The 21,058-nt window shown below is 42.8% G+C and carries 18 protein-coding genes, 1 rRNA gene and 1 pseudogene; 4 read left to right on the top strand and 16 right to left on the bottom strand.

The annotated features are described in order from the left end of the window. Positions 1 to 27: 27 nt before the first annotated feature. Positions 28 to 1,200, bottom strand: a complete 1,173-nt coding sequence (locus tag BM271_RS10680; protein ID WP_046790921.1) for a Gfo/Idh/MocA family protein — start codon at positions 1,198 to 1,200, stop codon at positions 28 to 30. A 22-nt stretch (positions 1,201 to 1,222) separates the two neighbouring features. Continuing rightward, on the bottom strand, positions 1,223 to 2,050 hold the full coding sequence (locus tag BM271_RS10675; RefSeq protein WP_046790922.1) for a sugar phosphate isomerase/epimerase family protein: 828 nt from the start codon (positions 2,048 to 2,050) through the stop codon (positions 1,223 to 1,225). 522 nt (positions 2,051 to 2,572) lie between these two features. Here BM271_RS10675 and BM271_RS10670 point away from each other — a divergent pair. After that, positions 2,573 to 3,464, top strand: a pseudogene (locus BM271_RS10670) (IS30 family transposase). A gap of 143 nt (positions 3,465 to 3,607) precedes the next feature. Here BM271_RS10670 and groL read toward each other — a convergent pair. Both groL and groES read right to left on the bottom strand, forming a co-directional pair. Beyond that, complete coding sequence (groL, locus tag BM271_RS10665) at positions 3,608 to 5,239, bottom strand: chaperonin GroEL (protein WP_046790923.1); 1,632 nt, start codon at positions 5,237 to 5,239, stop codon at positions 3,608 to 3,610. A gap of 73 nt (positions 5,240 to 5,312) precedes the next feature. Further along, the gene (groES, locus tag BM271_RS10660) at positions 5,313 to 5,597 is read right to left on the bottom strand and encodes a co-chaperone GroES (protein WP_046790924.1); all 285 of its coding nucleotides are present in this window, start codon (positions 5,595 to 5,597) and stop codon (positions 5,313 to 5,315) included. A gap of 176 nt (positions 5,598 to 5,773) precedes the next feature. On the opposite strand from groES, the gene BM271_RS10655 reads away from it, so the two are divergent. Further along, positions 5,774 to 6,526 (top strand): CPBP family intramembrane glutamic endopeptidase, encoded by a 753-nt coding sequence (locus BM271_RS10655; protein WP_046790925.1) that lies wholly within the window; start codon positions 5,774 to 5,776, stop codon positions 6,524 to 6,526. 217 nt (positions 6,527 to 6,743) lie between these two features. On the opposite strand, the gene BM271_RS10650 is transcribed toward BM271_RS10655, so the two are convergent. Next, positions 6,744 to 8,174, bottom strand: a complete 1,431-nt coding sequence (locus BM271_RS10650; RefSeq protein ID WP_046790926.1) for a phosphate--AMP phosphotransferase — start codon at positions 8,172 to 8,174, stop codon at positions 6,744 to 6,746. 137 nt (positions 8,175 to 8,311) lie between these two features. Between BM271_RS10650 and BM271_RS10645 the strand changes: the two genes are divergently transcribed. After that, entirely contained in the window at positions 8,312 to 10,012 is a 1,701-nt protein-coding gene (locus BM271_RS10645) for a M3 family oligoendopeptidase (protein WP_046790927.1), read from the top strand. Positions 10,013 to 10,063: 51 nt separating this feature from the next. Here BM271_RS10645 and BM271_RS10640 read toward each other — a convergent pair whose 3' ends face one another. The 6 genes from BM271_RS10640 to BM271_RS10615 form a co-directional block, all read right to left on the bottom strand. Continuing rightward, positions 10,064 to 11,200 carry an LPXTG cell wall anchor domain-containing protein gene (locus BM271_RS10640; protein WP_158462238.1) on the bottom strand — a complete coding sequence of 379 codons (1,137 nt, stop codon included), beginning with the start codon at positions 11,198 to 11,200 and terminating at the stop codon, positions 10,064 to 10,066. 343 nt (positions 11,201 to 11,543) lie between these two features. After that, complete coding sequence (locus tag BM271_RS10635) at positions 11,544 to 12,380, bottom strand: MurR/RpiR family transcriptional regulator (protein ID WP_046790929.1); 837 nt, start codon at positions 12,378 to 12,380, stop codon at positions 11,544 to 11,546. A gap of 185 nt (positions 12,381 to 12,565) precedes the next feature. Further along, positions 12,566 to 14,071 carry a glycoside hydrolase family 32 protein gene (locus tag BM271_RS10630; RefSeq protein ID WP_046790930.1) on the bottom strand — a complete coding sequence of 502 codons (1,506 nt, stop codon included), beginning with the start codon at positions 14,069 to 14,071 and terminating at the stop codon, positions 12,566 to 12,568. Positions 14,072 to 14,083: 12 nt separating this feature from the next. Next, positions 14,084 to 14,845, bottom strand: coding sequence for a twin-arginine translocase subunit TatC (gene tatC / locus BM271_RS10625; RefSeq protein WP_046790931.1), 762 nt, complete (start codon positions 14,843 to 14,845; stop codon positions 14,084 to 14,086). 51 nt (positions 14,846 to 14,896) lie between these two features. Next, positions 14,897 to 15,130 carry a twin-arginine translocase TatA/TatE family subunit gene (locus BM271_RS10620; RefSeq protein ID WP_046790932.1) on the bottom strand — a complete coding sequence of 78 codons (234 nt, stop codon included), beginning with the start codon at positions 15,128 to 15,130 and terminating at the stop codon, positions 14,897 to 14,899. A 10-nt stretch (positions 15,131 to 15,140) separates the two neighbouring features. Next, the gene (locus BM271_RS10615; protein ID WP_074924571.1) at positions 15,141 to 15,773 is read right to left on the bottom strand and encodes a redox-sensing transcriptional repressor Rex; all 633 of its coding nucleotides are present in this window, start codon (positions 15,771 to 15,773) and stop codon (positions 15,141 to 15,143) included. 140 nt (positions 15,774 to 15,913) lie between these two features. Here BM271_RS10615 and BM271_RS10610 point away from each other — a divergent pair, with 140 nt between their 5' ends. After that, a complete protein-coding gene (locus tag BM271_RS10610) occupies positions 15,914 to 17,827 on the top strand; it encodes an ABC transporter ATP-binding protein (protein ID WP_046790933.1) in 1,914 nt (637 codons plus the stop codon). 350 nt (positions 17,828 to 18,177) lie between these two features. Here BM271_RS10610 and tsaD read toward each other — a convergent pair whose 3' ends face one another. The 5 genes from tsaD to rrf all read right to left on the bottom strand — a co-directional run bounded on the left by tsaD (position 18,178) and on the right by rrf (position 20,948). Then, positions 18,178 to 19,200 carry a tRNA (adenosine(37)-N6)-threonylcarbamoyltransferase complex transferase subunit TsaD gene (gene tsaD, locus BM271_RS10605; protein WP_046790934.1) on the bottom strand — a complete coding sequence of 341 codons (1,023 nt, stop codon included), beginning with the start codon at positions 19,198 to 19,200 and terminating at the stop codon, positions 18,178 to 18,180. Then, on the bottom strand, positions 19,197 to 19,619 hold the full coding sequence (rimI, locus tag BM271_RS10600) for a ribosomal protein S18-alanine N-acetyltransferase (protein ID WP_046791566.1): 423 nt from the start codon (positions 19,617 to 19,619) through the stop codon (positions 19,197 to 19,199). Before rimI ends, tsaD begins: the two co-directional genes overlap by 4 nt. 5 nt (positions 19,620 to 19,624) lie before the next feature. Next, the gene (tsaB, locus tag BM271_RS10595) at positions 19,625 to 20,281 is read right to left on the bottom strand and encodes a tRNA (adenosine(37)-N6)-threonylcarbamoyltransferase complex dimerization subunit type 1 TsaB (protein WP_046790935.1); all 657 of its coding nucleotides are present in this window, start codon (positions 20,279 to 20,281) and stop codon (positions 19,625 to 19,627) included. Then, positions 20,262 to 20,729: a tRNA (adenosine(37)-N6)-threonylcarbamoyltransferase complex ATPase subunit type 1 TsaE gene (gene tsaE / locus BM271_RS10590; RefSeq protein ID WP_046790936.1), complete on the bottom strand. Its 468-nt coding sequence runs from the start codon at positions 20,727 to 20,729 to the stop codon at positions 20,262 to 20,264. Before tsaE ends, tsaB begins: the two co-directional genes overlap by 20 nt. 104 nt (positions 20,730 to 20,833) lie before the next feature. Further along, a 5S ribosomal RNA gene (gene rrf / locus BM271_RS10585) occupies positions 20,834 to 20,948 on the bottom strand. Between the last annotated feature and the right edge of the window lie 110 nt (positions 20,949 to 21,058).

Here is a 21,058-nt window from a genome sequence, read left to right as displayed (position 1 = left end):
GAGAAATACTTTGAGTTAGAGGAGAAATCATTTTACCTTCTCCCATCTGCGCGAGTTCGCGGAAGCTAATACAGCTTCACACACTTGATCCACCTTATATGCCTCATTAAATGAAGTAGAAGGCTGTTTTTTGTCAGCAATCGCTTTCAAAAAATCGTAGCTTTCAATTGTTTTTAATTCACCATATCCGATATTCATACCCGGAATATTCCATGTCACTTCCCCATAAGAGTGAGCAGGGCCTGTATAAATCGTCTTAAATCCTCGACGGTCCTCTGGGTCCTCTGAGAAACTTACCTGGAGTTCATTTAAGCGCTCGTAATTGAATAGGATCGAACCCTTCGTGCCATGCACTTCTACAGTAATATAATTATTTCGCCCCCAAGCATTCCGAGTAGCCTCTATACTTCCAACAGCTCCATTTTTAAAATTGACAAGAAACGATGCCTCATCATCTACATCCACCGGTTCTTTTACTGCGTCAGGATCTACTTTCACAGTGCCAAGCAGGTCTGCTCCCCCCTCTTGTACAGGTCTTTCCTTAATGAATGTTCTAACGTTTGATACTACCTCTTCAATATCTCCGGCTAAGTACTGTGCTATATCTATAACGTGAGTCCCAATATCTCCTAATGCCCCTGCTCCTGCATATTTTTTCTGAAATCTCCAGGACAAAGGTGAATCTGGATCTGCGCTCCAACTTTGCAAATAGGTTGTACGAATATTGAGAATGTCGCCAATAGAACCATCTTCGATCATTTTTTTAGCTTGAACAACTGCCGGTACACGGCGGTATTGATAAGCACACATTGCGATAATACCATCGGATGATACTTGCGCCGCTGCATCTGCCATAGCTTTTGCGTCTTCAGGATTGTTTGAGATAGGCTTCTCACAAAGTACGTGCTTTCCTGCTTCTAAAGCAGCTATAGAAATCTTCGCGTGTGAATCATTCGGGGTACAGATACTTACCGCATCAATTTCCGGGTCATTAATGATGTCATGCCAGTCAGTCGTCCATTCCTTGAAACCAAAACGATCTTTGGCATCCTTTGCTGTTTCCTCATCTATGTCACATACGGTTTTCAGCTCTGGCACAGCTGGCGCTGGCCAGAACAGCTTCGGTACGTTGGAATAACCTACTACATGTGCTTTCCCCATAAACCCAGCGCCAATAAGACCAATTTTTATACTTTTCATAACAAAATCTCTCCTTTATCTACTATTTAGCATTTTTATTTAATGCAGTGTTTTTTAGAAATTCATAGGATACTTTACATGCTTCTACCGGATCACCATCATAACCGTCGATCTCTACCAGCCAATCACCTGTATACGATTGTTCCTCAAGAAAGTCAATGATACCGTGCAGATCTAAACGCCCCTGCCCTAACGGGACAAACCCTTCACCGTCCCAGTCTTTCAAATGGATATAGGGAATTCGGTCTTTGTACTTTTTTACAATCTCTAATGGGTCGCCGCCGCCTGCAGCTATATGTGCAAGATCGGGACAAAATGATATAGATGACCAAGAAAAAAGTTGATCGATTTGTTCCGGTGATTCAATCATTGAACCTAAGTGCGGATGATAACTTGCAATTAATCCTTCTTGGGACACTATAGATTCTGCCTCAGCTAATGATGCTGCCAATCGTGATATGTCTTTTTGATCTTCACCTGAAGCTCGAACCGCACCGCCCCCTAGCACGAGATGTTTCGCTCCTGCTTCAGCAGCAATGCTGGCTGTACGCTGGAGGCGCCACAGTTCGTCCCGCCATGCATCTTCATAAATAAAATTTGCTCCAGCATACACTCCATAAAGTGAAAGCCCCATCCCCTGAAGTTGTTCTTTCAGCTCTTTAGGCTGACTTGCGAATTGATCCAGGTTGCCATCGAACATTTCCACTCCGTTGAACCCTTGTCTCTGGATTTTCTGAAAAACTTCTTCATCCCTGCACAAAGTTTCATAACGCACGTCTTTGATACTAGTTACTCCGCCGCCTGACCCCACTAAAGGACCGAAGGCATTAGTCATATAACCAACATTCATTTTTTCCGCCTCCTTTTTACGTAAATAAAAAAATATATTGGCCGTGATTAGAATTTAACACTATATGAAAGCGGTGTCAAATTATTTTTCGTAAAATTTGCGCAAATAAATTGAATAAAACTTAAAAACAAAGGTTGAAGTCTTTGAGATATATGAATAGTAATTTTATTTTTGTTATTTTTACGTAAATAATTTTACGTTTAAATGAATTAAATAAACTTGTTGAACTCCTTTTTTCGAATATTATATAGCTACCTCGATTAAGTCGAAAAGATCATTAATCTCGTTTTCCATCCAAAACGACTTTCCACTGACTTTATCACCCTTGGTTTAGCACTCATAAGGGGTAAAAACTATATTTAAAAAATTCAGTTCCAAAGTTCGATAATTTCGATAACTATTTTCATAAGACGAATTGTAATATTAAGTGCAACACCTGAAAAAAATGGTATAAAAAACACCCATGACAGTTTCGTATAGAATGTAGATAACCACACCTAACACCGACACGGAGGGACTGTCATGAGCGATCAACATCTTACCCCATTCGAACGGGCTCGTATAGAAACGCTGCGGTCTGCCGGGGTGTCCATGCGGGGCATTGCCCGGCGCATCGAACGGCATGTATCCACCGTCTCCCGCGAAATCAGACGCAATGCCGCCGGGCGCCAATATAGCGCTGAGAAAGCAGAATCCATCTATCAGGAACGCAGAACACACTGCGGTCGGATTGGCAAATGGATACCGGAATTGGCGATGCTTTCAAGGGAAACTGAGCTTCAAAACCATCTACCGGTGGCTCTACCAAGGGCTGTTGTCTGAAACAGACACCCAGCGCCTGCGTCACAAAGGCAAGCGGCAGAAACCCAAAGAGACACGGGGCCGGTTCAATATCGGCACTTCCATTCGCAAGCGGCCGAAATCGATCAGAAAACGGCACACGTTCGTCCATTGGGAACTCGACACGGTTGTTTCCAGCCGGGGCAAAAGTAAGGGCTGCCTGGCCACTTTTGTCGAACGGAAAACCCGGTGGTATGTCGCGTTGAAAATGAGAGACCGTTCCGTCGGCGCCATGGCACAGGCGGTAAGCACACTGCATCGTCAGTTGCCTGCGTGTGCCTTCCGGACGGCAACCGTCGATCGGGGCAAAGAATTCGCGTGTTACAAAACACTGGAACAAACATTGGGGATTTCAGTCTATTTCGCTGATCCCTATGCCTTGTGGCAACGGGGCAGTAATGAAAAAGCCAATGGACTCCTGCAGGAATTCTTTCCAAAGCGCACAGATCTCGCGTTGGTTTCAGGCGAATCCGTCCGTCAGGCGCTGTCGCTGATCAATCAGAGACCCAGGAAATGCCTGGGATGGAAAACGACATACGAAGCGTTTCAGGAAGAACTGTTGCACTTAAATTGACAAACCGTCTTATATAAAAAGCCCCTGATGAACTTACTAATCATCAGAGGCTCTAGATTTTAATTTAGAATTCGACATGAAATCCAGTCATTATTCAATTATTGGGTTTCAAATCCTTGTGTAGCAAAGGGTTTGAGAACAACTTACATCATGCCCGGCATTCCGCCGCCCATGCCGCCCATATCAGGGGCGCCACCGCCGTTTTCTTCAGGAATGTCAGCAACTACCGCTTCTGTTGTGAGGAACATTGCTGCAACAGATCCTGCATGCTGCAGAGCGGAGCGTGTCACTTTTGTAGGATCCACAATACCTGCATCGATCATGTTTACCCATTCGTCTGTTGCTGCGTTGTATCCAATGCCAACTTCCTGGCCTTTCAGTTTTTCAACGATAACTGAACTTTCGAGGCCTGCATTTTCAACAATCTGACGCATCGGTGCTTCAAGTGCTTTAAGAACGATGTTCACACCTGTTTTAACGTCGCCTTCCGCTTCGATTTCGGATACTTTCTTATGCACGGAAACAAGCGCTGTTCCGCCGCCTGAAACGATGCCTTCCTCTACAGCTGCACGTGTGGAGTTAAGTGCATCTTCGATACGGAGTTTACGTTCTTTCATTTCAGTTTCAGTCGCAGCACCGACTTTGATCACTGCTACACCGCCTGAAAGTTTAGCCAGACGCTCCTGGAGTTTTTCTTTATCGAAACTGGATGTCGTTTCTTCGAGTTGTGCTCTGATCTGTCCGACGCGTGCATCGATATTATCTTTTTCGCCGGCACCTTCGACGATCGTAGTGTCGTCTTTGGAAACGTTGACTTTGGAAGCTGTACCCAGCATATCGATTGTCGTGTCTTTAAGGTCGAGTCCAAGATCTTCTGTTACTACCTGTCCGCCTGTAAGTACTGCGATATCTTCAAGCATCGCTTTGCGGCGGTCGCCGAAGCCCGGTGCTTTTACAGCAATTGCCGTAAACGTACCGCGGAGTTTATTCAATACGATATTTGCCATCGCATCACCCTCTACATCATCAGCGATGATGAGAATCGGACGGGACTGCTGAACCACCTGCTCGAGAAGCGGGAGGATATCCTGGAAATTTGAGATTTTCTTGTCTGTAACAAGGATATAAGGGTTGTCGAGATCTGCAACCATTTTTTCGGAGTCTGTCACCATGTAAGGTGAAGTGTATCCACGGTCGAATTGCATACCTTCCACGACTTCAAGTTCAGTTTTGAATCCGCGGGATTCCTCAATTGTGATAACGCCGTCTTTGCCCACTTTTTCCATTGCTTCGGAAATGTAGTCTCCGATTTCAGGATCATCAGAAGAAATTGCACCGACCTGTGCAATCGATTCTTTATCCTGTACCGGACGGGAAATGTTCTGCAGTTCTTCCACTGCCACTTCAACCGCTTTGCCGATACCTGACCTGATACCTACAGGATTCGCGCCGCTCGTCACGTTCTTAAGCCCTTCCTGGATCATGGACTGTGCAAGAACCGTTGCTGTAGTCGTACCGTCACCGGCAATTTCGTTAGTCTGGTTCGCTACTTCAGCAACCAGTTTCGCACCCATGTTTTCATATGGGTCTTCAAGTTCGATTTCTTTTGCAATTGTCACACCGTCGTTTGTGATAAGCGGTGCAGTAAATGATTTGTCCAGAACGACGTTACGTCCTTTTGGTCCAAGTGTTACTTTTACAGCATTCGCAAGCTTGTCGACACCGTCGAGCATTGACTTACGAGCATCTTCTGAGAATTTTATTTCTTTTGCCATGTGTAAAATTCCTCCTAAAGAAAATCAAATCTTAATTTGATGTAATTTCAGTTGTTATTTTTATAATCAATGACTACTCGATGACTGCCAGGATGTCTGTATCTGCCAGAATCAAATAATCTTTATCTTCATGTTTAACTTCTGTTCCGGCGAATTTGGAATATACTACACGATCGCCTTTTTTAACTTCAAGGTCCACCCGAGTTCCATTTTCCAGTACTTTTCCAGAACCTACAGCTGTAACAGTACCTTCCTGTGGTTTCTCTTTTGCTGATTCAGTGAGGATGATGCCGCTCTTTGTTGTTTCTTCCTTTTGAGTCAAATCGATAACTACCCTATTGCCTAATGGTTTCAACACGTGAAAGCCCTCCTTAAATAAAGTTAAAATCAAATGGTTTTTAGCACTCGTTTATACTAAGTGCCAACAATTTAAATAATAATCAAAGTTGGTCAAAAATGCAAGGATTTTCTCTTTGCTTTAACCTAACAATAATTTCATGTAAAATAAAGCTATTGAAAATTGGAGGTCCTATTGTGAGACAGCTATACAGTGCATTAATTATCATCGTATTCATCGTGGTCCAACTGGCCGTATTACCCATATCATTCATACTGGCCTTTACAAATCCCGGCATTACCGAAACAGAGATGCTTGACCAGATCCTGCCCTACCAGGCAATCGCTTTTGCCATAGGTGTGATTGTAGTGATCGCCATCGGTCATATCCATAAGAACAAAAACAGGATTGAACGTGGCAGACAGGCCGATATCCCCGTTACAATCGCATGGATTGTCGGTGGTGTATTTCTCGCTTACGGCTCCCAGGTTTTAGCCGGCCTTATAAATGTTTATGTCCTTGGCAACCCTCTTGAAAGCGAGAATACTTCAGGAATCATAGAAATGATTGAATCTGCACCCATCATGATACTGGTCGTGGCACTGCTGGGACCAATCCTCGAGGAATATGTGTTCAGACGCGCAATTTTTGCAGAGATATATGAAAAAATCCCCGGTTCAAAAATCATCGGTTTCCTTGTTGCCGGGTTCCTGAGCGGTCTGGTTTTTGCCGTGGCCCACTGGGATTTCACGCATATCATCATCTATTTGGCAATGGCATATACGTTCAGTTTCCTCTACGTCATCAGTGGACGGCTGATTGTACCGATTCTCGTCCATATCATCATGAATGGTGTTGTTGTCCTGATACAAGTTTTAGCCAAAGACTATATAGAACAGCTTGAAGAGATACAAAATGGTCTGGGCGTCATCATTCATCTATTGCTTTAATACAAAAACGGATCTTCGTCAGATCCGTTTTTTTGATTCCCTATATTAATTCTGTCCGATGATGACATATAGTGCTCACTGCTGAATCCAGCTTTATAATTGTCCGTGATGCCTTCCCGTTTTCATCTGTCAGAAAGGCTCAGTAAATATCGCTGGGCCTGGTTCTCCTCCGTTTTCGATGCACAAAGAAAGAGATTCCGGCAAACACCGATACCTTCTATTTATCGTTAAGTCGTGCTTCACAGGCTTCGATGATTTTTCTGAGGGCAGTAATTCTTGCATAGCGCTTGTCATTTCCCGGGATGATATACCAGGGTGCACGCTCGGTGCTTGTCTCCCGGATCATGTCTTCACTGGCTTCGATATAAAGATCCCATTTTTCGCGGTTCCGCCAGTCCTCGTCTGTCAGCTTCCATGCTTTATCTTCATCATTCTGCCTGTCCTGGAACCTTTCCAGCTGTTCGTCCTTATCCAGTGACAGAAAGAATTTTACAATGATTGCACCGGAATCATATAAGGATTTTTCAAAATCTTTTATCTCTCTGTATGACCGTTTCCATTCCTTGTTCTCTGCAAATCCTTCGATTCTTTCCACAAGCACTCTGCCATACCAGCTTCTGTCGAAGAAGCCGATATGACCGCTTCTCGGCACCTCTGTTGCGAACCGCCATAAATAATGATGGGCACGTTCCATATCTGTCGGTGCACCGGTGGCATTCACTGTATACCCTGTCGGGTCAAGCAGCTGTCTTGTTCTTTCAATATTACCGCCCTTGCCAGCTGCATCCATTCCTTCATAAACGAGAACTAGAGGGATTTTCTCTTCATATAATTGGAATTGGATTTCCCGCATCCGTTCCTGTAGGCCGGGCAGTATCTTTTTGTATTCTTTCTTTTTGATTTTCTCTTTTTCGAAATCAAATTTAAAAAGCTGCGCTTCGTAGTTTTCTGAAAAATATCCATCTGCCTCGGCATCTTCAGTATTTCTTCCAGATTCAATTCTTTTTTCCAGACGATCGATGACCGTTTCAAATAAACTGTTCACCGCTTCTTCTTTTTCTTCAAAATCAATTTTAGTCCACGGACATTTGGAAGAACCTTTTAAAAATTGTTCCATCTCACCTTCATAATCGAAATTTTCCAGCCGCCCTTGAAATTCCTCCGCCTTCCATTTAAGAACCGGATTGCCCTGAAGCTTATCGATATGTGCCTGCTTGATATCTTCGTCAGCATGGACATAGAATTTGATGATTTCATAGCCGTTATTCATAAGAGTATCTTCAAAATTTTCCATATCGTCTTTGATTTCCTCATAATCCACCTTGATATTTTCTCTGATGCCCCGCACCTTATATTCAATATACTGGGAATACCAGCTGCGGAAATGGATGTTTATGTCTCCATCTTTAGGGAGATGCTGCCAGTACCTTTGCAGGAAAGGATACCGCAGATCCAACTCTCTTGGCGGCCGTGTTGCAACAAAATCGGTATACTTGGCATCCAATGCCATATACAGCGCATTTGAGAGCCTCGATTTCCCCGAGGCTGGCGCACCTTCTATAAGTATCATGACAGGGATGCCCATTTCCTTCGTTTTGCGTGTGACTTCACCGATTCTGTTTTCCAGTTCTTCATCTATTTCGACCATATGCTCACCTCTTTTAGAAAGTATCTATTTTGTCAATTACCCTAAATAAGAAAAGTTTGAACATAATGATGATTCCGATACATTTCATTTAAATATGGTAATATAATCTTGTAACCAAAACTTAGGGGGAAACATTAATGGTCACAACTTTTAAAGATTATAAGTATGAACGTCCGGACCTCGGAAAAATCGAAACCGAAGTCAATGCGCTGCTGGTGGAATTCAATCTGGCAAGTTCAGCCGATGTGCAGGGGGAGCTCATCGATCAGCTGAATGATTACTTCAATACCATGTCAACAATGGAAAATTTGGCCTACATCCGATCATCCATTGACACAAATGATGAATTCTATGACGGTGAACGTAACTTCTTTGATGAATACGGCCCTACAATACAGGAAATCAGCAACAAATACTACAAAGCCATCACCGAGAGTAAATACAGAGATGCACTTGAAGAAAAATATGGCAGACAGCTGTTTGAGCTCGCATCAAATTCATTGAAGTCTTTCGATCCGAAAGTGAAAGAATTGCTTCAGAAAGAAAACAAACTGGACTCCGAATACTCGAAACTCCTGGCTTCTGCAGAGATTGAATTTGACGGAAAGAAACTCAACCTTTCCCAGTTCGGCCCCTACTCCCAGCATACTGACCGTACAATGAGGCGCGGAGCATCTGAAACTGTGCAGGGATTCATGGGTGAACATCTGGAAAAGATCGATCAGATATATGACGACCTGGTCAAAACAAGGGACAAAATTGCCAGGGATCTGGGGTATAAAGACTTTGTCGAACTAGGTTATATCCGGATGGACAGAATAGACTACGACAGAGGAATGGTCGATAATTTCAGAAAACAGGTTGCTGAATTCATCGTCCCTCTCGTAACGGAACTCAAAGAAAGACAAAGCAGGAGAATAGGCCTTGATTCTTTGAAATCATATGATGAGAATTTCGACTTTCTCACTGGTAATGCATCACCTAAGGGGGATGCGGAGGAGATTCTTAAGAACGGCGAAAGGATGTATAAAGAACTTTCTCCGGAAACGGATGAATTTTATAAATTTATGCGTGAAAGGGAATTGTTCGACGTTGAAGCCAAAAAAGGCAAAGAGGGCGGCGGATACTGCACATTCATTCCGGATTACGCATCCCCTTTCATCTTTTCCAACTTCAACGGCACTCTGGATGATGTCACGGTATTGACACATGAAGCCGGACACGCCTTCCAAAGCTATATGTCGAGAGGGTATGATGTGCCGGAATATCAATTCCCGACTCTTGAATCCGCCGAAATCCACTCCATGAGCATGGAGTACTTCACCTATCCTTGGATGGAACTCTTCTTCAAAGAAGATACCGATAAATTCAAATTTTCTCATATGACAGGAGACATCACCTTTCTGCCATATGGTGTAGCCATTGATGAATTCCAGCACATCATCTATGAAAACCCGGAATTCACTCCGGAAGAAAGACGGCAGGAGTGGAAGAAGCTCGAAGAAAAATATTTACCGCATCGGGATTATGACGGGATAGAGCCCCTCGAAAGCGGTGCCCTTTGGCACAGGCAGGGCCATGTCTTCAGCGTACCATTTTATTACATTGATTATACGCTTGCCCAGGTATGCGCGCTCCAATTCTGGAAACGTGCGAACGAAGATTTTGAAGAGGCATGGAAAGACTATATCAACTTATGCAGACTTGGCGGTACACTGCCGTTCAATTCACTTGTGGAAGCAGCCAATCTGAGGTCACCGTTCGAAGACGGCTGTCTGGAATCAGTGGTCGGAGAAGTAAGAGATTATCTTAACTCCATTGATGACAAATCATTGTAATGCATAGAGAAGCCCCCATCTTCCAAGATGAGGGCTTCTTTCATTTATCAATTATTCATTGCGTGGTTTTCTCGTCAGAAAATAGAGGAGGATTCCCGCAAGCAATAATACGGCCGCATAAATGTACGTATACTGATTGTTTTCACCGGTGTTCGGCAGTTCTTCACGATCGCTTTCCTGGGTGATGCCCTCTTCCTTTTTGACTTCTTCTTCAATTTCCATAATCTCTTCTTCACTCATGTCTTCAACATCCACGATTTTGGAAGTCATCAGGCGATTGACGCGTTTATCCAATAGTTTCAGCTGTTCCTCAGAACCACCGGGTGTAAGGTTGATGCCTTCCAGCACATCATAATCATATCGATAGATTTCTCTTTTCCCCTGTTTTTCTCCAACTGATGCCTCTTTGCCGTCATCAGCGGCACTTCCGGCTGCTTCCTCAGTAGATTCTTCCTGTGGCATTTCCACAGTTTCTTCCTTTGTCTGTTCAGACGTATTCTCTTTGGACAGCTCTTCTGTCGAAGGTTCGGATGAGGATTCACCCTTCGGATTTTCAACAGTCGGCGTCTGCTCCGTTGATTCCTCCCCAGAGGTTTCACCGGTATTTTCTTCCTTTGGTTCTTCGTTTTCCGGTTCATCAACTGCCGGTTCACCTGTCTGTTCTTCGTTCGGTTCTTCCTCCGAGATATCATCTGTCGGCGTTTCTAAAGATGGTTCTTCCTGCTGCTCTTCTGACGAAGGCCCTTCAAGAGCAGGTTGTTCTGTTGATTCTTCCCCGGCCGTCTCTTCAGTGGATTCTTCTGAGGTCTGTTCCTCTGATGAAGCTTCTACATCATTTTCTTCTGATGATTCTTCCTGATTTTCCGTCTCATTGCCGGGCAGGAAATCATTTACTGGTGAAGTTCCTTCAGCTTCACCCTCATCATCATGATTTTGTCTGTCATTGATGGCTTCTTCTTTAGCCGCTTCTGCATCATTTTTTTCTGGTTCAACCGGTTCCAGCTGTGACTCTGTCAAGTCTGTTTCCAGCTCCGGACTCGCTTCTTGACTCTGTTCCCCTGTGGCCTCTTCAGTGCTTTCTGATTCAGCCGGTTCGTTCAATTGACTTTCAGTCTCTTCGGATTCCTGTTGAGTTTGGGCACTCTGTTCTTCTATATCATCTGTTTCATCAGCACTTATAGTTGTCATTAATCCTGGAGAAAATGTCGTTGAGGCTGTGAGTAGGGTTACAATTCCTAACTTTGCCATTCTCTCTTTCAAAATAATTCCTCCATACCATTTTGCTCATTCTTGTTTTTTATAATTTAGATTTAGTTTTTGTTCAATTAATATTTAAACCAATTATATTAGATGGCAGGACTTGTATCTACAAAAATTATGATATGTTACACAACCTTAATATAATCCATAATTTACTGAATAATATTTCAGGAGTGTTTCAAACAGATATCTAATATTCTTAAAACTCTGATTACGCATTATTTACTTTCAACAATTAAAAAACCGGGACAAAATGTCCCGGCAGTGCGTGTCAATGAGTGATATCATATGTTTTCAGTATTGTGTCATAAGCTGAAGATCCGAGCTCACGGCAGACATAGAAGAATAATACATCGCAGATGACGAGTTGTGCAATACGGCTGGTCATATTCATATATTGAATGTTTGTTTCCTCTTCTGTAATTTCAATCGCCACATCCGAGTTTCTTTTCGCAATGGATGCATGGTTCTGAGTGAGTATCACTGTTTTTACACCGAGGCGTTTAGCCAGTTTTACGACTTCAACTATTTCGGGGGTCTTTCCGGATAAGGTAATCAGGAATAAAACATCATTTTCCTTCGCATTGGAAAGTCTTGTCATGCAAAGATATTTATTCTGGGTAAAAAATGCATTTACATTCACCCTGTGAAGCTTCTGGGCGAATTCATCCCCGACATTGGCAGAGTCCCCCACTCCAAAAATAAAAGTGTTATCTGCATTGGCCAGTATGCGGGCAGCTTCTGCCATCTTATCCCGCTCCACGATTTTCTCAGTATTATAAAGTGCCTGCACAGTGTTTTTTAATACTTTGTCAAAAATATCCTTATGGCTGTCCATCTCCAGGTCGATGACCCTCGAGATATTTTCCTTTTCAAGCGTATGTAATTCTTTTGCGAGTTCAACTTTCAATTCTTTGATGCCGGCGAGTCCGACGCGTTTAGAAAACCTGACGATTGCGGCATCACTTGTATCGCTGTGCCTGGCTATTTCCTTTACCGGCATATTAATGATCTTTGTTGGATTATCCAACATGAAACGTGCGACTCTTCTTTCAACCGGTGTCATATACTCCAGTCGCTTGTTAATCTGGCTCAATACTGAAAACATTCCAATCCCCCCACTGGACAATTAATGTGTAATTTTATAATATCAGAAGTTTTAATCAAGTTTAATAAAATTTGAAATTTAAACATGTTAATTTATTGAAACTCTCCTGAATTCTGCTCTATGTCCCTATCCCTTATAATTATATAGAGTCAGTCTGAAATGAACAAATGAAAAAACTCCGAATTTTATGGATTATAAATGATTCTTTTATTTTCGAATGATTTCAGTTTGTATTGAGTCAGGCAGACATAACAGTCTCCAATCTCTGTCGACATCTCAACTCCTACTGATTTTTCCGCCGGAAATATTCTGGAAGACATTACCGCTTCTCCTTCATTGATGAAGATTTCAATACTGGAAGTATCCATGTATATCCTGAGTTGCTTCAAATCTTCATCCAATTCGACACTCCGGGTCGTACCGTCAACATTGTCAGGCAGTTCTCCACTGAATCCAACATCCAATGTAAATAGCCTTTTCTCCGTATTATAGATGAGGGTCGTCTCTTCCTGTCGGCTCACCCGCAGATTGATATAGATTTCTGAAGCATTATTTTCATTGATATCAACAATCAACTCATAGCAGTCTCCATAAAAGTCCTTCATCTTTCTCGGGAAATGATTGAAGTAGCCTTCTGCAGTGATCTCGTCATACCTTAACGTTTCCAGTGAGGGTACAGGGTTCTGTCTTATTTTATTTTTTTCCAAAGTCAATACTCTCGGTATGGTCAGACAGTTTGCCCATTTATACTTGTCTGTCGGATAATCGGATTCCTCGATGCCCATACAGGCAATCAATATTCTCTCGCCGTTTTTCCCGCGTACGGTCTGCGGCGCATAAAAATCAAACCCATGATCAAACTCATGAAACTCCCCATGATCCATTACGAGTGTCCCGCGGTACAGCCGTCCCACTACATAACCGGACTGGTAGGCGTTCCAATAGCTGTAACGGTATTTATCCAATCCTTTCGGACAGAATGCAAGGACATCTTTATCATCAATCGTAAAGAAATCCGGATTTTCCCACATGAAGCCAAACTGTTCCAACTCTGTACGCACTTCTCCCCGGAACTTAAATTCATCGGATGATTCAGTCGAATATATCACTGCCCTGCCGTATTCAGAATCTGTCCGGGCACCTATCATCATGTACAGGACGCCATCCTCTTCCCAGACTTTGGGATTTCTGAAACTGTCAGTAAAACCTTGAGGCGAACCTTTGAGCAACGGAACAGTCTCTTTTCTCACTTTGAAACGATCGTTCAATACTGCATGGAGCTGACTGTGAATCGTCCGGCCGTTATCCGTCATGCGACTGCCGGTATAAAAGATATGAATTCCGGTCTCATCTACAAAAGCGGAGCCTGCAAGGGCTCCGTGACTGTCATATATCGCATCGGGGCGAATCTTCACACCCTGATTGTTGAAAACGGCAAGATCCGGCGACACCACATGATACCAATACTTGACGCCTTCACGGCTATCCAGCGGGGACCATTCATAAAATAAATGATAGACACCATCATGATATGCAAATCCAGCCGGATCAGCAAGCATCCCTGTGACAGGCTGGATATGATAGTTCTGTCTCCAGGGGGTGCCCTGTACCGTCTCAATGAGTTTTTCCACTTCGGCATGGGAGAGTGAATCCAATTTTCTTTGCGTGTCTGCTTTTGAAGTCTCTTCCATTAAGAATACCTCCTAGTCGGAATCCAGTGATTCCTCGATTGCCTTCTGCTCCGCTTTCAGATGTCTCCTATACCCTATTTTGGAGATATAAATACTGATTTCATAAAGAATGATCATCGGAATTGTCAACATGACATGCGTCATGAGGTCAGGCGGTGCGATGAGTGCTGCAAACACCAGCAGTATGAAATAGGCATACTTCCTGTTTTTCTTCAAAAACATCGGTGTAATGATGCCAAGCTGTGTCAGGAATAAAATCATGATAGGCATTTGAAAAACAAATCCGAACGGTATTACCGTCCTGAACAGGAAGCCAAAATACTGGTTGATGCCGATGGTCGTTGCGATTCCCATGTCATCGGATAGTTGAAAAGCGAATTCTATGATATACGGCACAAGTATGAAGTAACCGAATGCCATCCCCATGAGCATCAATACCATGACAATGGGTATGTAGCCTAATGTCAGTTTTCTTTCATTGCTGTGGAGTCCCGGAGAGACAAATGCCCATAACTGGTACAGGATTACCGGCAGCACTATGACAAATGCAATGATGACAATGACGAGCAGATAGATCTTAAGCGGATCAGTCACCTGAAACGCATGCATCTGTATCGAACTGGTCCAAGATGCATTCTGCATCTGATAAATCAATGGTTTTGACAGGAAAAAACCAACGATCATTGCAGCGACAAAGAAGTACATCACTATAAGTATTCTTTTTCTCAGTTCATCCAAATGCTCGGTGACTTCTCTTTTTTCCTCATCGTTCATATTATTCTTTCACCTCTTTAAAAAAAGGTGGCTTCCGCCACCTCGTTACCTCTATGCATCTTTTGATTCAATTTTCTTCTGATTCTTTTCTTTTTCTTCTTCCTCGTCATCATCAGTCGCAAGACCTTTGGTAGCATCTTTAAACTCCCGCAGTGTGGACCCCATTGCACGTCCAAACTGTGGCAGCTTTTTTGGTCCGAAGATAATCAGGGCAACAACAGCGATAACAACCATGCTTGTAGGTCCAACAACCATCAATGTACCCGGCAGTAATAATTCAAACATGATATCCCTCCTAGAAATTTTTCATATAAAAGAATAATGCCTGCAATTCAACACTCAAATCTATGTTATGCACATAAATACCATCACTTACGTCCAATCTGATCGGAGTAAAGTTAAGTATCCCTTTGACTCCCGCTTCAACAAGTCTCTCAGCCATTTCCTGTCCGGACTCGGCAGGCAGAGTAAGTATCGCTACATCTATGCTGTGCTCCAGGACGAGACGTTCCAATTCATCAGAATGGAATACTTCAGTATCATTGATCTTTGTACCAACGATATTTGAATTTCTATCAAACGCAGCTACTACATTCATTCTATCATTTATATTGCTGAATTTATAGTTCAATAGTGCGCTTCCAAGATTCCCGGCACCGATGATTGCTACGTTCCTGGTTTCATTCCCATGGATGTGTTCCATGAAGAACTTCAGCAGGCTTTTTACATTGTAGCCGTAACCCTTTCTGCCAAGTTCGCCGAAATATGAGAAGTCCCTGCGTATTGTCGCAGAGTCTATATCCAAAGCATCGCTAATTTCTCTTGATGATACCCTGTCAGTACCAGATTTTTCAGCTTCTTTAAAATACCTGTAATATAAAGGGAGACGTTTCATTGTTGCGTTTGGGATTTTCTTCTTATTGTTCAAATGTCCCACACCTCTTCTTTTAGGCTCTATCGCTATATTATATCACAACTCCATTTTTTACGTGTAGTCTAAAACAGCTTTATTTCATCGTTTTTTTGACTGCTTTATTGTAAACTGAAAGAAAGTGAGGGAATTTAAAAATGATAGTAATGCAACTCGGAAATATAAAAAAATCATATGCCACTGATTTAATTTTTGATCAGGTGAACCTCGAAATCAAATCAGGTGAAACGACCGGTATTGTCGGAAAAAATGGTGCCGGGAAAACGACATTGATGAAAATAATGGCCGGAGAACTTTCCTATGATGAAGGTACCGTCTCTGTGCCGAAAGGGACCTCCATCGGCTATCTGACACAGCAGATGACGCTGGAGTCATCCCAGACAGTCCGCGAGGAAATGATGCGTCCATTTTCGGCTCTTCTTAAACTGAAGTCGGATATCGAAAGTATTACGCACTGGCTCTCTGAACATGACTACAGTCATGAACAATACGATGATCAGCTTAAAAAGTTTGAACAGCTGCAAAACCGGTTCGAAAATGCAGATGGCTATAATATCGATATGAAAATCAAAACGGTCATTACCGGCCTTAATTTTGATGCAGCAGATTTGGACCGGAATGTTGATGAATTCTCAGGTGGCCAGAAGACGCGTCTTGCACTCGGTCAGATGCTCCTTACAAATCCTGATCTGCTGCTGCTTGATGAACCGACGAACCATCTGGATATGACCACAGTCGGCTGGCTGGAACAATATCTCAACAGCTTCCCCGGTGCTGTTGTCATCATCAGTCATGACCGCTACTTCCTGGACAGGACTGTGGACAGAATTTTTGAAGTGGAAATGTTCAGAGGGACACTCTACCATACCAATTACACAAAATATGTCACTGAGAAAGAAAAGCGTTTCAGTCTGCAAATGAAAGCCTATGAACAGCAACAGAAAGAAATCAAAAAACTTGAAACTTTTGTCGAGAAAAATATTGCCAGAGCTTCTACAAGCGGCATGGCCAAAAGCCGGCGTAAACAGCTGGAACACATAGACCGCCTCCAGACACCGATGCAGGATAGAAGAAATGCAAACTTCTCTTTCGACATCAGGAGGGAAAGCGGCAACGATGTCCTCAAAATCAAAAATATCGGCATCGGCTACGAAGATACATTGAATGATGGCATCAATTTCAATGTCGATAAAGGAGATCGTATCGCAATAATTGGTCCGAATGGCATCGGTAAATCGACACTTGTCAAAACAATTGCCAGACTCCTCCCGAAACACGGCGGAGAAATCATCTATGGAACAAATGTATCAATCGGGTATTATGACCAGAAGCAGGCTGAGTTCACATCCAGCAGAACGATACTCGAAGAGCTGTGGCATGAGTACCCTGGCATGAATGAAAGTGATGTCAGGACAGTGCTCGGCCGCTTTTTATTCACCCAGGATGAAGTTTTAAAACTTATCAATGATCTGAGCGGTGGAGAAAAAGCCCGTATACAGCTCGCCAAAATGATGCTGGAAAAGAACAACCTGCTCATACTCGATGAACCGACCAACCACCTGGACATTGACAGCAAAGAAGTACTGGAGAATGCACTGCAGAATTATCCCGGCACGATTATATTCGTTTCCCATGACCGGTATTTCATCGACAGGATTGCTACAAAAGTAATCGAGATGGATCATCGGAAAATTGATTTGTATCATGGAGATTACAGTTACTATACCCACAAAAAAGAAGAACGGGAATCACTGGAGATAAAAATTGAGGCCTCCGGGAAAAAAGAGGATTCCGACACGGATTACCAAGCTCAAAAACAGCAACGAAATGAGATGCAGCGTTTGAAACGAAGTATTTCCAAAATTGAAGATGAAATCACAAAAGTTGAAAAGGAAATTGGGGAAATCGAAGAAACTCTGCTCAATCCTGATGTATATGGGGATTATGAGAAGGCAGACGAATATAACAAGCAGCTGGAACAAAAGAACAGTGAATTAGAAGAGTTAATGATAAAATGGGAAGAAGTCGAAGATATGATTGATGATGAATAGTGGATGCATGGAAAATGCATCCTCTTTTTGTTGTAAAAAATCAAGTGTTCGGTGGAATAAGTAATTTAATAGAAAATTTACTTAAACACAATATTATTCACACAAGAAATGCATTAAACACTGGTTTTTACAGAGTTATCCACATAATCAACAATATTCATACGACTTATACACATTTATATCCACAGCTGTTAATAACCTTATCCACGAGTTATCCCCAACTTATCAACAGATGTGGATAAAACACACGTTCCGTATTGACATTGTAAAGAGCGCCTTTACAATTCGTCATTTGTATATGTGTTCGATGTATAAAAAATTCCGGCACCTTTTTAGATGCCGGAACAGTATTAATATGCAAAGGATTCAATGTCGATGAAATTTCTGCCGTTTAAATCCAAAGAGGCGAAATGTTCTTTTTGATACAGATGGTATGCAGCCGCACCGATCATCGCTGCATTATCAGTACAGAATTTAAGCTGGGGTATGCTCAATTTGAGACCTTTTTTTTCACATGATGATTCAAAACTCTGACGCAGACCTCTGTTCGCAGCAACACCGCCGGCAACAAGAAGATGATTCACTTCATATTGCTGCACTGCATCCATCGTTTTCTTTGTCAGGACATCCACTACACTTTCCTGAAAGCTGCGCGCAACGTCCTCTTGTTTAACTTCCTGTCCTTTTTGTTTATAGTTATGAATTGTATTGATGACTGCAGATTTAAGGCCGCTGAAACTGAAGTCATAGCTCCCCGGCTCCAAATAAGGTCTTGGAAAAGCAAATGTATCTTCGCCTTCCGCACTCAGACGATCCACATGCGGGCCGCCCGGGTATGGTAATCCAATCACTCTCGCCACTTTATCATATGCCTCTCCCACAGCATCATCTCTTGTTTCGCCGATAACTTCAAACGAAAGATGGTCTTTCATATAGATCAGTTCTGTATGGCCTCCTGAAACAATCAGAGCAACCAGTGGAAACTCCAATTCCTCTTCCAGCTGATTGGCATAAATATGACCGGCAATATGGTGAACCGGTATAAGCGGAAGATCATGTGCGAAACTGAATGCCTTCGCGGCATTAATTCCGACCAGCAGCGCGCCAATCAGCCCAGGCCCTTCTGTCACTGCTACAGCAGACAGTTCCCGGGGTGTCATGCCCGCCTCGGACAATGCCTGGTCAATGACAAGCGTTATCGTCTCTACATGATGCCTTGAAGCAACCTCAGGAACAACACCGCCAAAACGTTTATGACTCTCTATCTGGCTCACTACAACGTTCGACAGTATTTCCTTTCCATTTTTGATGATACTGCACGCTGTTTCATCGCAACTTGTCTCTATACTCAGTATTATCTTATCCTGCGTCATTTCAATTCCACCCACATTACATGTGCATCCTTTCCGGGACCATAATAGTCTTTTCGTATCCCGCCATATTTAAAGCCTTCTTTTTCATAAAGCGTCATGGCAGGAACATTATCAATACTCACTTCCAGCGAAAGAATATCAGATTGTGCAGCCGCATACTCTTTCACATGTCTCAGAAGTGCATTACCGTAGCCGTTGCCCCTTGCACTCCTGGATATGGCGATTGTAGTAATCTGGCTTTGGTCGATAACCATCCAGAGACCGCAGTAACCGATAATCTCTTCATCTTTTTCCATTACAAAATAATGAGCGAACTGGTTAACTGTCAATTCTCTTAAAAAAGATTCCAAATTCCATGATGTATTTGGAAACGAGGCTGACTCAATCTCATGAACGGCTTCCAAATCATCAATCTCCATTTTTCTTATGATTTGTTTTGTTCCATCCAATTTCTTTCAGCCTCCGATACCCTTAAATAATCCGGCACTAAAGTATGAACTTCTTCCTTCACGAGTGCTGCCTCGAAATGTTCAACTATGCCGATGCGCGGAACTGTATGGATATACTCCTCCACACTGCTGCTGAATTTCTCCTGTGCGTCCAATAAAATGACTGGTGAATCATAGGCAGCCAGCTTTCCTTTTAAATCTTCCAGACTGATATAAGCGGGTACAATTTCTTCCGTGAATTCATTTTTCTTCATATTATAGACCGCACCAAATACATTGCCTCTCCTTGCATCAAATAAAGGTGTGACAATTCCTTCTTTATTACTGGAAGCAGCAATGACAAATAAAGAAGATACACTGTAAAGTTCAGTATCCAGAGCATAGGCCAGAGTTTTGGCTACAGTCACACCAATCCTTACACCTGTATAAGATCCAGGACCATTTGCTACAACGATTCTGTCAATATCGCCCTTATTTATATCCGCCATTTTAAAAATCTTATCAATGTAATCCATTATCGTTGCGGAATGTGTTTTTTTAACAGTCGTATTGATTTCAGCCAAAGTTACACCATTCTGGTTTATTGCAACAGATAGCGGCCGGTTTGAAGTATCAATCAGAAGAGATAGCATTTTCAAGTGCCTCCATTATAGAATCGTATTTATCACCATTAGATTCAAGTGTAAATAATCTCGTATCATCAAATTTATTTTCAATGGTTACAGAAAGATATTCCTCAGGAAGAAAATCTTCGATAAATTCGGGCCATTCCACGATAGAAATATCCTGATCATTGAAATATTCATCAAAACCCAGGTCTTCATCGCTGTTTTCCAATCTGTAACAATCCATGTGATGAATCACAAATTTTCCATTATAGGATTTAATGATATTGAATGTCGGTGAACTCATAAGCCGCTTAACACCGAGAGCTTTTCCCATGAACTGCGTAAAAGTCGTTTTACCGGCGCCCAGATTCCCATCCAGCAGCATTACTGTACCACTGTTAACGAGAGCAGCCAATTTTCCGGCAAGCTGTTCAGTTTCTTCTATACTATTGACCTTCACTTCTAATTTCATCAAAAAACCTCCTGATCCATAACTATCATTTGCCCTATTATACAAAAAAAGAGACCACTAAGGGTCTCAATGCGGCTCATCGCATCCATATGTAAATCTGTACTGCCCGGCAGCGTCCTACTCTTGCGGGACGTCAGTCCAACTACCATCGGCGCTGGAGAGCTTAACTGCTGTGTTCGGCATGGGTACAGGTGTGGCCTCTCCGCCATCGCCGCCGGACAGTGAATTGCTTTACCTCAAGCCCTGAATCATCAGGATCAAGGCGGTTCGACTGCTGTCGAACGAATGTCTATTCCGTTCTCCACGCATTGGAAATGCAGGAGAAACTA

It is taken from the genome of Salinicoccus halodurans (assembly GCF_900114445.1).
In the GTDB taxonomy this organism is placed as follows: domain Bacteria; phylum Bacillota; class Bacilli; order Staphylococcales; family Salinicoccaceae; genus Salinicoccus; species Salinicoccus halodurans.
Note: the sequence above shows the minus strand (reverse complement) of the source record. Positions and strands in the feature narration are given on the sequence as shown.

Bases quoted from the DNA above. Each gene is read 5' to 3' on its own strand.
- BM271_RS10680 (WP_046790921.1), bottom strand. From the start codon at position 1,200: ATGAAAAGTATAAAAATTGGTCTTATTGGCGCTGGGTTTATGGGGAAA.
- BM271_RS10675 (WP_046790922.1), bottom strand. From the start codon at position 2,050: ATGAATGTTGGTTATATGACTAATGCCTTCGGTCCTTTAGTGGGGTCA.
- groL (WP_046790923.1), bottom strand. From the start codon at position 5,239: ATGGCAAAAGAAATAAAATTCTCAGAAGATGCTCGTAAGTCAATGCTC.
- BM271_RS10650 (WP_046790926.1), bottom strand. From the start codon at position 8,174: ATGGTCGAAATAGATGAAGAACTGGAAAACAGAATCGGTGAAGTCACA.
- BM271_RS10645 (WP_046790927.1), top strand. From the start codon at position 8,312: ATGGTCACAACTTTTAAAGATTATAAGTATGAACGTCCGGACCTCGGA.
- BM271_RS10640 (WP_158462238.1), bottom strand. From the start codon at position 11,200: ATGACAACTATAAGTGCTGATGAAACAGATGATATAGAAGAACAGAGT.
- BM271_RS10635 (WP_046790929.1), bottom strand. From the start codon at position 12,380: ATGTTTTCAGTATTGAGCCAGATTAACAAGCGACTGGAGTATATGACA.
- BM271_RS10630 (WP_046790930.1), bottom strand. From the start codon at position 14,071: ATGGAAGAGACTTCAAAAGCAGACACGCAAAGAAAATTGGATTCACTC.
- tatC (WP_046790931.1), bottom strand. From the start codon at position 14,845: ATGAACGATGAGGAAAAAAGAGAAGTCACCGAGCATTTGGATGAACTG.
- BM271_RS10620 (WP_046790932.1), bottom strand. From the start codon at position 15,130: ATGTTTGAATTATTACTGCCGGGTACATTGATGGTTGTTGGACCTACA.
- BM271_RS10610 (WP_046790933.1), top strand. From the start codon at position 15,914: ATGATAGTAATGCAACTCGGAAATATAAAAAAATCATATGCCACTGAT.
- tsaD (WP_046790934.1), bottom strand. From the start codon at position 19,200: ATGACGCAGGATAAGATAATACTGAGTATAGAGACAAGTTGCGATGAA.
- rimI (WP_046791566.1), bottom strand. From the start codon at position 19,619: ATGGAGATTGATGATTTGGAAGCCGTTCATGAGATTGAGTCAGCCTCG.
- tsaB (WP_046790935.1), bottom strand. From the start codon at position 20,281: ATGCTATCTCTTCTGATTGATACTTCAAACCGGCCGCTATCTGTTGCA.
- tsaE (WP_046790936.1), bottom strand. From the start codon at position 20,729: ATGAAATTAGAAGTGAAGGTCAATAGTATAGAAGAAACTGAACAGCTT.